11 protein-coding genes are annotated in these 14,016 nt (G+C 70.7%); 9 read left to right on the top strand and 2 right to left on the bottom strand.

The window, feature by feature from the left end; translation table 11 throughout:
• Positions 1-9 precede the first annotated feature (9 nt).
• The 5 genes from ACVBD7_RS21400 (at position 10) to ACVBD7_RS21380 (ending at position 5,615) form a co-directional block, all read left to right on the top strand.
• The gene (locus tag ACVBD7_RS21400; protein ID WP_458095257.1) at positions 10-1,050 is read left to right on the top strand and encodes a sulfate ABC transporter substrate-binding protein; all 1,041 of its coding nucleotides are present in this window, start codon (positions 10-12) and stop codon (positions 1,048-1,050) included.
• A 10-nt stretch (positions 1,051-1,060) separates the two neighbouring features.
• A complete protein-coding gene (cysT, locus tag ACVBD7_RS21395) occupies positions 1,061-1,903 on the top strand; it encodes a sulfate ABC transporter permease subunit CysT (RefSeq protein WP_458095256.1) in 843 nt (280 codons plus the stop codon).
• Between the two features lie 5 nt (positions 1,904-1,908).
• The gene (gene cysW / locus ACVBD7_RS21390; RefSeq protein ID WP_458097747.1) at positions 1,909-2,742 is read left to right on the top strand and encodes a sulfate ABC transporter permease subunit CysW; all 834 of its coding nucleotides are present in this window, start codon (positions 1,909-1,911) and stop codon (positions 2,740-2,742) included.
• 54 nt (positions 2,743-2,796) lie between these two features.
• Complete coding sequence (locus tag ACVBD7_RS21385; protein WP_458095255.1) at positions 2,797-3,846, top strand: sulfate/molybdate ABC transporter ATP-binding protein; 1,050 nt, start codon at positions 2,797-2,799, stop codon at positions 3,844-3,846.
• A 197-nt stretch (positions 3,847-4,043) separates the two neighbouring features.
• Positions 4,044-5,615: an ABC transporter substrate-binding protein gene (locus ACVBD7_RS21380; protein ID WP_458095254.1), complete on the top strand. Its 1,572-nt coding sequence runs from the start codon at positions 4,044-4,046 to the stop codon at positions 5,613-5,615.
• Positions 5,616-5,627: 12 nt separating this feature from the next.
• On the opposite strand, the gene rfaD is transcribed toward ACVBD7_RS21380, so the two are convergent.
• Positions 5,628-6,611, bottom strand: a complete 984-nt coding sequence (gene rfaD, locus ACVBD7_RS21375; RefSeq protein ID WP_458095253.1) for an ADP-glyceromanno-heptose 6-epimerase — start codon at positions 6,609-6,611, stop codon at positions 5,628-5,630.
• Positions 6,612-6,772: 161 nt separating this feature from the next.
• Here rfaD and ACVBD7_RS21370 point away from each other — a divergent pair, with 161 nt between their 5' ends.
• Both ACVBD7_RS21370 and hldE read left to right on the top strand, forming a co-directional pair.
• Positions 6,773-7,906 (top strand): AGE family epimerase/isomerase, encoded by a 1,134-nt coding sequence (locus ACVBD7_RS21370; protein WP_458095252.1) that lies wholly within the window; start codon positions 6,773-6,775, stop codon positions 7,904-7,906.
• Positions 7,907-7,919: 13 nt separating this feature from the next.
• Complete coding sequence (gene hldE, locus ACVBD7_RS21365) at positions 7,920-9,362, top strand: bifunctional D-glycero-beta-D-manno-heptose-7-phosphate kinase/D-glycero-beta-D-manno-heptose 1-phosphate adenylyltransferase HldE (protein ID WP_458097746.1); 1,443 nt, start codon at positions 7,920-7,922, stop codon at positions 9,360-9,362.
• A gap of 121 nt (positions 9,363-9,483) precedes the next feature.
• On the opposite strand, the gene ACVBD7_RS21360 is transcribed toward hldE, so the two are convergent.
• A complete protein-coding gene (locus tag ACVBD7_RS21360) occupies positions 9,484-11,550 on the bottom strand; it encodes a M3 family metallopeptidase (protein WP_458095251.1) in 2,067 nt (688 codons plus the stop codon).
• Between the two features lie 246 nt (positions 11,551-11,796).
• On the opposite strand from ACVBD7_RS21360, the gene ACVBD7_RS21355 reads away from it, so the two are divergent.
• Positions 11,797-12,789: a Bug family tripartite tricarboxylate transporter substrate binding protein gene (locus ACVBD7_RS21355; protein WP_458095250.1), complete on the top strand. Its 993-nt coding sequence runs from the start codon at positions 11,797-11,799 to the stop codon at positions 12,787-12,789.
• Positions 12,790-12,797: 8 nt separating this feature from the next.
• A complete protein-coding gene (locus tag ACVBD7_RS21350; RefSeq protein ID WP_458095249.1) occupies positions 12,798-14,009 on the top strand; it encodes a pyridoxal phosphate-dependent aminotransferase in 1,212 nt (403 codons plus the stop codon).
• Positions 14,010-14,016 lie beyond the last annotated feature (7 nt).

Raw genomic sequence — 14,016 nt, 5'->3', positions numbered from 1 at the left:
CGACGATCAATGCCGAAGCCTTTCACGCCCACCATGGCGCGCCGCAGCCTGCTGGGCGCCTCGCTCGTTGTGCCGGCCCTGGCCCTGTCCCGCCCGGCGGGGGCGCAGAGCCTGCCGACGCTGCTCAACGTCTCCTACGACCCGACGCGGGAGTTGTACCGGGCCTTCAACACTGCCTTCGCGGCGCATTGGGCGAAGGAGAATGGCGGGCAGCGCGTGCGGGTAAACGCATCCCATGGCGGCTCGGGCGCGCAGGCGCGCACGGTGATCGACGGGCAGCAGGCGGATGTGGTGACGCTGGCGCTGGCCTATGACGTGGACGCGATCGCCGAGCGCGGGCTGATCGAGCGCGATTGGATCGCCCGGCTGCCGCACAACAGCGCGCCCTATACGAGCACCATCGTATTCCTGACCCGCAAGGGGAACCCGAAGGGCCTTCGCGACTGGGGCGACCTGGCGAAGGATGGGGTGAGCATCGTCACTCCCAACCCCAAGACCTCGGGCGGGGCGCGCTGGAACTACCTGGCCGCCTGGGCCTGGGCGAAGCGGCAGCCGGGCGGTTCGGATGCGACCGCGGAGGAGTTCCTGGGCAAGGTGATGCGCAACGTGGCCGTGCTGGACACGGGCGCGCGGGGCTCGACGACCAGCTTCGTGCAGCGCGGCCAGGGTGACGTTCTGCTGGCCTGGGAGAACGAGGCCTATCTGGCGTTGAAGGAGTTCGGCGAGGGCGGGTTCGACATCGTGGCGCCCTCGCTCTCGATCCTGGCGGAGCCCTCCGTGGCGGTGGTGGACCGCAACGTGGACCGGCGCGGCACGCGCGCGGTGGCGGAAGCCTATCTGCGGCATCTCTATAGCGCGGAAGGGCAGGAGATCGCTGCGCGCAACTTCTACCGCCCGCGAGAGGCCTCGGCGCTGTCGGCGGCCACGGTGCGCTTCCCGGAGATGAACCTCGTCACCATCGATCAGGAGTTCGGCGGCTGGGCGAAGGCACAGCGCGACCATTTCGCCGATGGCGGCAGCTTCGACCGCATCTACCGGCCCGCGCGTTGAGGTCCTCTCGTTGAGCCTGGCCCTTTCCGCCCCGCGCCGCCGGGACCCGCTGCCCGGCTTCGGTCTGTCGCTCGGCTTCACCCTCGCCTGGCTGTCGCTGATCGTGCTGGTGCCGCTCTCGGCGCTGGCACTGCGGCCCTGGGAGATCGGGATCTCCGGCGTGATCGGGGTGCTGTCGGATGCGCGGGTGCTGGCGGCGCTGCGGCTCTCCTTCGGTACCGCCTTCCTCGCGGCGCTGGTGAACCTTCCGCTCGGGCTGCTGGTGGCCTGGGTGCTGGTACGGCTGCGCTTCCCGGGGCGCCGCATCCTGGACGCGATGGTGGACCTGCCCTTTGCCTTGCCGACGGCTGTAGCGGGGCTGGCGCTGACGGCGCTGTTCGCGCCGAATGGCTGGCTGGGCGCGCCGCTGAAGGCCCTGGGCATCACCGTGGCCTACACCCCGCTCGGTGTCTTCGTGGCGATGATGTTCGTCGGCCTGCCCTTTGCCGTGCGCACGGTGGAGCCGGTTCTGCGGGACCTCGGCACCGAGGCGGAGGAGGCGGCGGCCACCCTCGGCGCCAGCCGCGCGCAGGCGCTGGCGCGGGTGGTGATGCCGGCGCTGGCGCCTTCGCTGCTGACGGGCTTCGGCCTCGCCTTCGCGCGCGCGGTGGGCGAGTATGGCAGCGTGATCTTCATCGCCGGCAACCGCCCCCTCGTCAGCGAGATTGCCCCCCTCGTCATTGTGCAGCGGCTGGAGGCTTTCGATTACGCGGGCGCCGCCGCCGTGGGGCTGTCGATGCTCGCGGTGTCCTTTCTCGTGCTGCTGGCGCTCGGCTTCCTCCAGGCCTGGCTGCGGCCGGAGCGGCGCCGGTGAGTGCGCTGCCCGGACCCGCCGCGCGCGATCATGCCGCCTTTCGCTGGGGCGCGGTGATCCTCGCCCTACTGCTGCTGACGGTGTTCCTCGCCCTGCCGCTCGCTGCGGTTTTCACCGAGGCGCTGCGGCGCGGCTGGGACACGGTGCTGGAGGCCTATGCCGATCCGGATGCGGTGGCCGCGATCCAGCTGACCCTGCTGGTGGCCGCCATCGCCGTGCCGGTGAACACGCTGGGCGGCATCGCCGCCGCCTGGTGCGTGGCGAAATACGAATTCACGGGCAAGCGGCTGCTGATCGCGCTAATCGAGCTGCCCTTCTCCGTCTCGCCCGTCATCTCCGGCATGGTCTTCGTGCTGATCTTCGGCGCGCAGGGCTGGCTCGGGCCCTGGCTGCAGAAGCATGACGTGCAGATCGTCTTCGCCCTGCCCGGGCTGGTGCTGGCGACCGTTTTCGTCACCTTTCCTTTCGTCGCGCGCACGCTGATCCCGCTGATGCAGGAACAGGGGCGCACGGAGGAGGAGGCAGCGGCCACCTTGGGCGCGAGCGGCTGGCAGAGCTTCCGGCTGGTGACGCTGCCCAACATCAAATGGGCGCTGCTCTCGGGTGTTCTTCTGTGCAATGCGCGGGCGATGGGGGAATTCGGCGCGGTCTCGGTCGTCTCCGGCCATATTCGCGGGGAGACCAACACAATGCCCCTGCATGTCGAGATCCTGTACAACGAGTACCAGTTCGCGGCCGCCTTCGCGGTGGCCGCGCTGCTTGCCCTGCTGGCGCTGGTGACGCTGGGCGCGAAGACGGTGCTGGAGCGCGTCTCGGGCCGCCGCGGAGAGATGGTTTGAGAGATGATTTGATCGTCACTTTGCCCGGACCGGCGAATGGGCGATGAGTTCGGCATGAACGACGGAAAAGCCGGCACGGGCGTCGAGATCACAGGCGTCACGCGCCGCTTCGGGGCCGGGGCGGCGGCGCTGGATGGCGTGAGCCTGTCGGTGCGCCCTGGGGAGTTCGTTGCGCTGCTCGGCCCCTCGGGTTCGGGCAAGACCACGCTGCTGCGCATCCTCGGCGGGCTGGACCATGCGGATGCGGGCGCGGTCGCCATCGGCGGGCGGGATGTGGCGGGGGTGCCGGCGCGGGAGCGCGGGATCGGCTTCGTCTTCCAGAACTACGCGCTGTTCCGGCACATGGACGTGTTCTCCAACGTCGCCTTCGGCCTGCGCGTGCGCAAGCGCGGCCGCCCCGCCGAGGCGGAGATCGCCAGGCGAGTGCGGAAATTGCTCGCGCTGGTGCAGATTCCGGAGATGGAGCGCCGGTACCCCGACCAGCTCTCGGGCGGACAGCGGCAGCGCGTGGCGCTGGCCCGCGCGCTTGCGATCGAGCCCTCCCTCCTGCTGCTGGACGAGCCCTTCGGCGCGCTGGACGCTCAGGTTCGCAAGGAGCTGCGGCTGTGGCTGCGCGGCCTGCAGGAGGAGGTGGGGATCACCACCATCCTCGTCACCCACGATCAGGACGAGGCGATGGAGGTGGCGGACCGCGTGGCGGTGATGCGCGCCGGCCGGATCGCGCAGTTCGATACCCCCGAGGCCCTGCTGGACCAGCCCGCCGACGCCTTCGTGGCCGGCTTCCTCGGCGAGGCGAACCGGGTGCCCTGCACGATTCGCGGCGGCATCGCGCATTTCGACGGCGAGGTGCTGCCGCCGCTCGCCGTGCAGGCGCCGGACGGCCCCGCGCTCGCCTTCATCCGCCCGCACGAGCTGCTGGCGCGCCCCGTGCCGGACGGGCCCTTCACCATCCGCGCCGTGCGACCGGCGGGGCCGAGCACGCGGCTGGTGGTCTCGGGCGCGCAGGGGTCCTTCGATGCGGTGCCTGCGCCGGATGCGCCCCTGCCCCGGCGGGGCGAGGCCTGCGTGCTGGATGCACAGGCGGCGCGGATCTTTCCGCGTTAAGTAAGCAAGGCCGGGGAGAAGGTATTCTCCCCGGACCCCTCATCTATTTCTTCGAGTTTGGGGCGCGCCAGTGCCGCACGCGCACCAACGCTAAACCTCAAAAGAAGGAGGGGGGTCCGGGGGAGTTCTCCCCCCCGGCCTTGCTTCCGGCATGTATCCTGCAAGTCCAACCGCGATCCCGCCGAAGGAATCCCGCCATGGCCTTGCATCGCCTCTCCCTGGCCATCGGCCTGGCCGCTGCCCTGGCCGCCGGCCCCGCCGCCGCGCAGACCACGCTGCGCATCTCGCTGACCCTTCCCGTCACCACCCTCGATCCCGTGCAGTCCACGGCGGCGACGGTGCGGAACCACGGGTTCTTCATCTACGATCAGCTCTTCGGGCTGGACAGCCAGGGCGTGCCGCGGCCGCAGATGGTGCAGAGCTGGACCGTCTCCGACGACCGGATGATTTGGCGCTTCACGCTGCGCGACGGCCTGGCCTTCCATAACGGGCAGCCGGTGCGTGCGGCGGATGCGGTGGCCTCGATCCGGCGCTGGGCGCAGCGGGATGTGGTGGGGCGGGCGCTCGCCGCCGCGACTGGCGCGATGGAGGTGGTGGACGAGAAGAGCTTCGAGATCCGGCTTTCCCAGCCCTTCGGCCTGGTGCTGGAGGCGCTGGCGCGGCCGACGGGCAGCGCGTTGTTCATCATGCCCGAGCGCATCGCGCAGACGCCGCCCAATGTGGCGATTACCGAGGCTGTCGGTTCCGGCCCCTTCATCTTCCAAGCCAATGAGTGGCGGGCGGGCGATCGCGCAGTTTACCTCCGCAACCCCGCCTATCGCGCGCGGGAGGAGGCGCCGGACGGGCTGGCGGGCAGCAAGGCGGTGTTCCTGGACCGCGTGGAATGGCTGACCATGCCGGACGCGGCGGTGGGGGTGAACGCGCTGGCGAATGGCGAGATCGACTTCCTGGAACAGCCACCGCCGGACCTAATCCCGACGCTGGAGCGCAACCGCCGCATCCGCGTGGCGCCGGTGAACCCGATCGGCAGCATGGCCTGGGTTCGGATCAACCACACCCAGCCGCCCTTCAACGACCCGCGCGCGCGGCAAGCGCTGCTGTACCTGATCAATCAAAAGGACGTGCTGGAGGGCATGGGCATCCGCGCCAGCGAGCAGGTGCCGTATTGCCCGGCCTATTTCATGTGCGGCACGCCGCTGGAAACCGCCGCGGGTGCGCGCGGGCTGCAGGCGGCCGATATCGGCCGTGCGCGTGAGCTGCTGCGGGAAGCCGGGTATGACGGGCGGCCGATCGTGTTCCTGAACGCGACCGACAGTGGGCTGAACAACGCGGCCACGCTGGTGATGGCGGAATCCTTCGGGCGCGCCGGGCTGAACGTGGATGTGCAGGCGATGGACTGGGGCACGCTGACGGCGCGCCGCAACCGTCGGGAGCCGCAGGCGCAGGGCGGGTGGAACCTGTTCATCACCATCGCCAACGCCTTCGACGCGGCGGACCCGCTGTCCAACCTCTATCTCGCCAGCACCTGCGACGCGGCGCCGGCCGGCTGGCCCTGCGACGAGGAGCTGGAGCGGCTGCGGCGCGCCTGGTCGCAGGAAGGCGACCCGGCGAAGCGGCGCGCGCTGCTCGAGCAGGTGCATGCGCGGGCCTACGAGGTGCTGCCCTATATCAACGGCGCGCAGTTCCGGGCCAATGCGGCCTGGCGCACCAATGTCACGGGTATTCGGCCGACGACCGTGCCGGTGTTCTGGGGCGTGAAGAAGGAATAGACAGCCCGCCAGTCAGCGGTAGGGATCTTCCTGGGTGAGGAAGCCTTTGACGGTGCGGGCGACGCCGTCCTCCAGCTCCGTCATCGGCGCGTTGTAGCCGGCACGGCGGAGCTTTCCGATATCGGCCTCCGTCCAGTACTGGTAACGGCCGCGCAGGGTCTCGGGCATCGGGAAGTACTCGATGTTCGGTTCCATCCCGAGGGCGGCGCAGACCGCGCGGGCGAGGTCGGCGAAGCTGCGCGCGCGGCCCGCGCCGATGTTGTAGAGGCCGGATGGCGCGCTGCCATGCAGCAGCCACAGGATGACGTCGCAGATATCGTCCACATGCACGAAGTCGCGGGACTGGCCGCCATCCTCGATATCCGGCCGGTCGGAGGCGAAGAGGCGCGCGGGGTCACCGCGGCGGAGCGCTTCCGCGATGTTGTAGACGGCGCTGCGCATATGGCCTTTGTGGAATTCGTTCGGGCCGTAGACGTTGAAGAACTTCAGCCCGGCCCAGCGCGGCGGGGTGGGGCCGCCCTCGGCGACGATGCGCGCCACGCGGCGGTCGAAGACGTGCTTGCTCCAGCCATAGAGGTTCAGCGGGCGGAGGGTGGCGAGGAAGTCCGGGTCGTCGCGGTCCTCGAAGCCCGCCTCGCCATTGCCGTAGGTGGCGGCGGAGGAAGCGTAGAGGAAGGGCGTGCCGGTCGCCGTGCAGTGGTTCCACAGGGCGAGGGAGGTGGCGAAATTCGCCTGCATCACCTGATCGCCGTCGCTGGCGGTGGTATCGGAATTGGCGCCGAGATGGATGACTCCGTCCAGCTTCGGGACGGTCTTCAGCCAGGTGGTGAGCGCCTCGATCGGGATGTGGTCGGCGAATTCGTGCTTCTGCAGGTTGCGCCACTTGCCCTGGGTGCCGAGCGCGTCGCAGATCACGACATCCGTGCGGCCGCTCTCGTTCAGGCGGGCGAGCAGGTTCGATCCGATGAAGCCCGCGGCCCCCGTCAGCAGCAGCACCTGCGCCTCCTTTTCGATGAAGGCGCTTCATAGCCACCCCCTGCCTTCCGCAGAAGCCTTCCCGCACACCCGCCTCCCCCGGCGCGCCACCAAACCCGCAAGAATAGAAGGGGGTCCGGGGGGATACCTCCCCCCGGCCTTTCTGCTCTATGCCCGAACCGATGCCGCCCCCCGACGCCCCCCTGACCTGGCTGCGCGACACCGTCTGGCCGCTCTGGCTGGACCAGGGCGTGGACTGGGAGCGCCGGGGTTACCACGAGAGCCTGGCGCTGGACGGCTCGGGTTGCGCCGCGCCCTTCCGGCGCCTGCGGGTGGCCGCCAGGCAGGTCTTCACCTTCGCCCAGGCGCATGCCGCCGGGCTTCCCCGCGCCGCGGAGGCGGTGGAGCTGGGGGTGGGGTTCCTTCTCGGCCGGGCGAGGCAATTGGATGGGGGATATGCGCAGCGCTTCGGGCTGGACGGGGCGGTGATCGACCAGCACCGCGATCTATACGACCACGCCTTCGTGCTGCTGGCCCTGGCGAGCGCGTCCCGGGTGATACCGGCGGAGCCGTTGCGGCGGGAGGCGCTGGGGTTGATGGGCTATCTGGAGAGCGAGTTTCGGCACCCGCTGGGCGGCTATATGGAGGGGTTGCCCCCTTCCCTACCGCGCCGGCAGAACCCGCATATGCACCTGCTGGAAGCCTGCCTGGCAGGGTTCGAGGCGTTCGGCGAGGCGGTGTTCCTGGAACGGGCGGGGGCGCTGGTGCGGCTGTTCCTCTCGCGTCTGCTGGATACACGGACGGGGACGCTGCCGGAGAGTTTTGACGAGGCGTTCACCCCGCTGCGCGAGGCTGGGCGGCATGAGGTGGAGCCCGGGCATCACTGCGAATGGGTGTGGCTGCTGGATTGGCACCGGCGCACCGCCGGGCCGATTGATAGGGCGGAGCAGGCTGCACGGGCGCTGCTGGACTTCGTGGACCGGCACGCGGTGAACCCGGCGACCGGAACGCTGCGGGACGTTTTGTGGAGCGACGGGGCGGTGAAGGAGGCAGGGTCGCGCCTTTGGCCGCAGACGGAGCGGCTGAAATCCGAGGCGCTGCGGCCGGATGGCGCGCCGGATCGGGCGCGGGCGGCGCTGTGGCGGCATATCGAGGGGGCGCCCGCCGGGCTGTGGTTCGAGCGGCTGGACGCGGCCGGGCGGCCCTTGGACATGCCCGCACCAGCGAGCAGCCTGTATCATCTCACGGCCGGGATCCTGGTGGCCCACCGGGCCGGTCCTGGGGCGGACGTGGTAGGCTCGGCGGCCGGGGTTTGAGAGGCGTGGGATGATCGATTTCGGGGACCGGCGCATCCTGTGCCTGGGCGACGTGATGCTGGACCGCTTCCATTACGGGCGGATCGAGCGGATCTCGCCCGAGGCGCCGGTGCCGGTGGTGCGGATGGGGGACAGCCGCGCGATGCTCGGCGGCGCGGGCAATGTGGCGCGCAATATCGGGTCCCTCGGCGGGCAGGCGGTGCTGGTCGGGGTGGTGGGCGAGGATGCGGCGGGGCGGGAGCTGCGCGGGCTGATCGCGGCGACCACCGGGCTGGTGGACGCCACCATCGCCTCCACCACCCGGCCGACCATCGCCAAGACCCGCATCATCGCCGGGCACCAGCATGTGGTGCGGCTGGACGAGGAGGTGACGGGCGCGATCGCCGAGGAGGACGCCGCCGCCATCCGCGCGCGGGTGGAGGCGCTGCTCCCGGGCTGCCACGCGCTGGTGCTCTCGGATTACGCCAAGGGGCTGCTGCGCGCCGATGTGGTGCGCCACGCGATCGAGCTGGCGCGGGGGATGGGGCTGCCGGTGCTCGTCGACCCCAAGCGGCACGATTTCGCCTTCTATGCCGGGGCGACGCTGCTGACCCCCAACCTGAAGGAGCTGCGGGCGGCGGCGCAGGGGCCGGCGGAGACGGAGGCGGAGGTGACGGCGGCCGCGCGGGCGCTGCTCGGGCCGTCGGGTGCGGAGGCAATCCTCGTCACGCGCTCGGAGAAGGGGATGCTGCTGGTGGAGGCGGATGGCGGGGTCCATGCCGTGCCGGCGCATGCAAAGGAGGTGTTCGACGTCTCGGGTGCGGGGGACACGGTAATTGCCGTCGCGGCGCTCTCGGTCGCGGCCGGGCATCCGCTGTCGCGCGCCATGCGGATCGCCAATGCGGCGGCGGGCGTGGTGGTGGGCAAGCTTGGCACCGCGACGCTGGACCGCGCCGAGCTTGCTGCGGCGCTGGCGGCCGAGGATGGCGAGGAAGCCGATATCGACGGCAAGATCGCCGTCTCGGCCGAGGGCGCGATCCCGATGCTGGATGATTGGCGGCGGCGGGGACTGGAGATCGGCTTCACCAATGGCTGCTTCGACATCCTGCATCGCGGCCATGTCACCATGCTGCAGGCGGCGCGGGCGCAGTGCGACCGGCTGGTGGTGGCGCTGAACACGGATGACAGCGTGCGGCGGCTCAAGGGCGCCTCCCGCCCCGTAAACCCGCTGGAGGACCGGCTGGCGGTGATCGCGGCGCTGCAATCGGTGGATCTGGTGCTCGCCTTTGGGGAGGACACGCCGCTGGAGCTGATCACCCGGCTGCGGCCGGACGTGCTGTTCAAGGGCGCCGACTACCGGGAGGACGAGGTGGTGGGTGGCGATGCGGTGCGGTCCGCGGGCGGGCGCGTGGCGCTGATCGATCTCGTGCCCGGGCGATCCACCACCGGCATCATCGCGCGCAGCCGGGCCGGCTAGGCACATCCCGCAAGGCGGCGGTGCTGCACGGGGATGCTCCTGCGCCATCGCTGCCTGGTTCGGCGATGCGCTGGAGGCAGCGACACTGTTTTGACCTGACGGAGTGCCGGCCGAGGGCTTCTTAGCCCTCGGCCAGCCCCCGGCTGCGAAGAAGGGCAGCGGTGCTGGGCGCGTGGCCGCGAAAGGCGATGTAGAGCTCCATCGGGTCCCGCGTGTCGCCGGCGCTGAACAGGGTGCGCAGCCGTGCGGCGGTCGCGGGGTCGAAGGGGTCACCCGCCTCGGTGAAGGCCTCGTAGCCGTCCGCATCCAGCACCTCGGCCCAGAGATAGGCGTAGTAGCTTGCCGCATAGCCGCCGCCGGCAAACAGGTGCTGGAAATGCGCGGGGCGGTGGCGGATGCCGATCTCGGGCGGCATGCCGATGCCCCGCAGGAACTCTGCCTCGAAGTGGTCAATGTCGATCGTCTCGGGCGCGGGATGGGCGTGCAGCGCCATGTCGATCAGGGCGGAGGCGGTGTATTCCACCGTGCCGAAGCCCTGGTTGAAGCCGCGTGCAGCCAGCAGCCGCGCGATCAGCGCGTCCGGCACGGGCTGCCCGGTCTCATGGTGCAGGGCGTAGCGGCGCAGGGTCTCCGGCAGGGCGACCCAGTGCTCGAAGATCTGGGAGGGCAGCTCCACGAAGTCGCGGCGGACGGAGGTGCCGGATTGCGCGGGGTAGCGCACCCGGCTCAGCAGCCCGTGCAGCGCGTGGCCGAATTCGTGGAACAGCGTCTCGGCGTCATCGAAGCTCAGCAGCGTCGGCTCGGCGCGCGCCAAGTTGTTGTTGTTGACGATGATGGGCGAAACCGGCCCGTCCATATCTTCCTGGTCGCGATAGCTGCTCATCCAGGCGCCCGAGCGCTTGTCGGCGCGCGCGAAGGGATCGGCGGTGAACAGGCCGACATGCCCGGCCTCGTCGCGCACCTCATAGGTCCGCACATCCGGGTGGTAGGCGGGCAGGTCCGGGCGCGGATGGAAGGTGACGCCGAACAGCCGCGTTGCCGTGTCGAAGGCGGCCTGCTGCATGTTCTCCAACACGAAGTAGGGCTTCAGCTCCGCCTCATCCAGCGCGTAGTCGGCGCGGCGCACCTTCTCGGCGAGGTAGCGCCAGTCCCAGGGCGCGAGCGGGCCCTCCATCCCCTCGGCACGCCCCGCTTCGAGCAGCCGGTCGCGCTCCACCGCGGCCTTGCGCTTGGCGGGTTCCCAGACCTGCGCCAGCAGGCCCTGCACGGCGTCCGGCGTGCCGGCCATGCTGTCGGCCAGACGGAATTCTGCAAAGCCGGGATAGCCGAGCAGCCGGGCGCGTTCCGCGCGCAGCGCGAGGATCTCGGGGATGAGGGGGCGGTTGTCGTGCTCGCCGGGATGCGTGCCGCGCGCGGTCCAGGCGCGGTAGGCCACCTCCCGCAGGTCGCGGCGGGCGGAGAAGGAGAGGAAGGGCTCGATCAGCGAGCGCGAGAGGGTGACGGCGAAGCCGGGAACCCCGCGCTCGGCCGCCGCCTGCGCCATGCCGTCGCGCAGGAAGGAGGGCAGGCCGTCGAGATCGGATTCCGTGAGCGCCAGATGCCAGGAGGTCTCGTCATGCAGCACGTTCTGGCCAAAGCTGGTGTGCAGCACCGCCAGACGCTCGGAGATCGCGGCCATGCGCGCCCGGCCCGCCTCGTCCAGCGCCGCGCCGCTGCGGATGAAGCCGAGATGGGTGCGGTCCAGCAGCCGCAGCCCGTCCTCCTCCAGCCCCAGTGCGTCGCGCTGCGCGTGCAGCGCCGCCACCCGGGCGAACAGGGCGGGGTCGAGCGAGACGCGCATGCCGTGCTGCGCGAGCCGGGGCGCCATCTCCCGGTCCAGCGCCTCCAGCGCGGGGCCGCCCAGGCTGACGACGAGATTGGAGAACAGGTTGCCGACACGCGCCAGGGCCCGGCCGCTGCGTTCCAGGGCCTCGATGGTGTTGGCGAAGCTCGGGGCCGCGGGATCGGTGCCGATCGCCGCCACTTCTTCCAGGTTCTCCGCCATTGCGGCCTCGAAAGCCCGGGCGAAGTGGTCCGGGCGAATGCGATCGAAGGGCGGGGCGCCGAACGGCGTGTTCCAGGCGATGAGGAGAGGATTGGGCTCCCCGGTCTGCGCCAACGGGTGAGAGGGAGGCGCGGGGATGTCCAAGAGGGCGATGCTTTCAGTCCTGCTGCCGCAATCTGTGGGAATCCCTTGTGCCGGGCAAGCGGTCGCCAGCGATGACCACCTCTCGTCCGCGGTCGCTTGTCGTGTGGCCCGGCATCCAGCCGATGCAGTAGCCGCACGACACGATCCGACGCCTAATGAGGGAGAGGACTCGCCGATTTCGAGCGAGATCATCCGGACGCAGAACATCACCCTCGGCTGATGCGGGCCGGGGAAAGGGAGCACTGCATGATCACCCGCCGCCTCGGTCTCGCGGCCGCGATGGCCGGGCTGTCTGCCAGCCGGGCCCGCGCCCAGGGCGGCGCATGGCCGGACCGCGCCATCACCTTCACCATTCCCTTTCCGCCGGGCGGATCGGCGGACCTGCTGGCGCGGCTGGTTGCGGACCGGATGGCGCCGTTGCTGGCCGCGGGCGCGCGGATGGTGGTGGAGAACCGCGCGGGCGCCGGAGGCGTGATCGGCAGCGACTATGCCCGGCGCCAGCCGGCGGACGGGCACGCGCTGCTTCTCGCCACGCCGTCCACCCATGGCACCATCCCGGCCCTGCAGCCGGAGACCACGCCCTATGATCCGATCGGCGACTTCGCGCCGGTGGCGATCCTGGGCCGCTCCCCGATCGCGCTCGCGGTACCCAACGCCTCGCCCCATCGCGATCCGGGCGCGCTGATTGCGGGGCTGCGGGCCAGGCCGGGGGCGGCGAGTTGGGGCAGTTCCGGCTCCGGCAGTGTCGGACAACTGGCGGGGGAGCTGATGAACCTCTCGGCCGGCGGGCTGCAGGCCGAGCACATTCCCTATCGCGGCGGCGCGCCGCTGGTGGAGGCGCTGACCAAGGGGGAGGTGCAGTACGCCTGGGAACCGCTCGGATCGCTGGCGGCCGGGGCGCGGGACGGGCTGTTCCGCCTCATTGGCATGGGGAGCGCCGCGCGGCACCCGCTCTTCCCCGATGTGCCCACGATGCAGGAGGCCGGGCTGGCAGGGTTCGAGGCCTCCACCTGGAACGTCATGCTGGCGCCGCGTGGCGTGCCGCCCGCGATCGTGGCGCGGCTGAACGCGGCCGCGAACGCCGTGCTCGCCATGCCGGAGGTGCAGGCTCGGCTGAGCACCGCCGGCATCGATGCCGTGAGCGAAAGCACCCCCGCCTCCACCGGCACCTTCCTGGCCGGCGAGTTGGCCAAGTTCAAGGATATCGTCGCCCGTGCCAGACTGAGCCCGGCGCGCTGAGGAAACCCATGACCGACACCACCGTGATCGCGGACCGCCTGAACCGCATCTCCCCGTCTCAGACCACGGCCATGCGCCAGCGCGCGCTGGCGCTGAAGGCGGAGGGCCGGGACGTGCTGGCCATCTCCTCCGGCGAGCCGGATTTCGACACGCCCGAGCACATCAAGGAGGCGGCGATCGCCGCCATCCGCGCCAACCAGACGCGCTACACCGACACCTCGGGAACGCTGGCGCTGCGCCGCGCCGTGGCCGCGAAGTTCAAGCGGGACAACGGGCTGGACTACACGCCGGAGGAGATCATCGTGGCCACCGGCGGCAAGCAGGTGATCTACGATGCGCTGATCGCCACCATCAACCCAGGGGACGAGGTGATCATCCCCGCACCCTGCTGGGTGTCCTACCCTGATATCGTCGGCCTAGCTGAGGGCACGCCGGTGCTGCTGCCCTGCGGCCCGAACCAGGGCTTCAAGCTGCTGCCCGAGCAGCTGGAGGCGGCGATCACGCCGCGCACCAAGTGGCTGGTGGTGAACACGCCTTCCAACCCCACCGGCGCCACCTACAGCGCGGAGGAGCTGCGCGGGCTGACGGAGGTGCTGCTGCGCCATCCGCAGGTGCATGTCTTCAGCGACGACATCTACGAGAAGCTGCTCTTCGACGGCCGCCGCTTCGCGACCTTCGCCCAGGTGGAGCCGCGGCTGCGCGAGCGCACGGTGACGATGAACGGCTGCTCCAAGGCCTATGCGATGACGGGCTGGCGCATCGGCTTCGGCGGCGCCCCGCGCCACATCATCAAGGCGATGGAGAAGCTGCAGGGGCAGAGCACCTCCAACACCTGCTCGATCGCCCAGGCCGCCGCCGTCGCGGCGCTGGACGGCCCGCAGGAGCCGACCGAGGCGATGCGCCAGGCCTATGAGGTCCGGCGCGATCGCGTGGTGGCGGCGCTGAACGCCACGCCCGGCCTGCGCTGCCACCTGCCCGAGGGCGCCTTCTACGCCTTCCCCGACATGACGGAGTGCCTCGGCCGCACCACCGCGGCCGGCACGCGGATCGGCAGCGACCTGGACTTCGTCCTCGCGCTGCTGTCGGAGGGCGGGCTGGCGACGGTGCACGGATCCGCCTTCATGTTCCCCGGCCATTTCCGCATCAGCTTCGCTGCCGCCGATGATGCGCTGGACGAGGCGTGCCGGCGCATCCGCAAGTTCTGCGAAGGGATGACCTGAGGCCGAA

It is taken from the genome of Roseomonas sp. WA12 (assembly GCF_054165765.1).
Note: the sequence above shows the minus strand (reverse complement) of the source record. Positions and strands in the feature narration are given on the sequence as shown.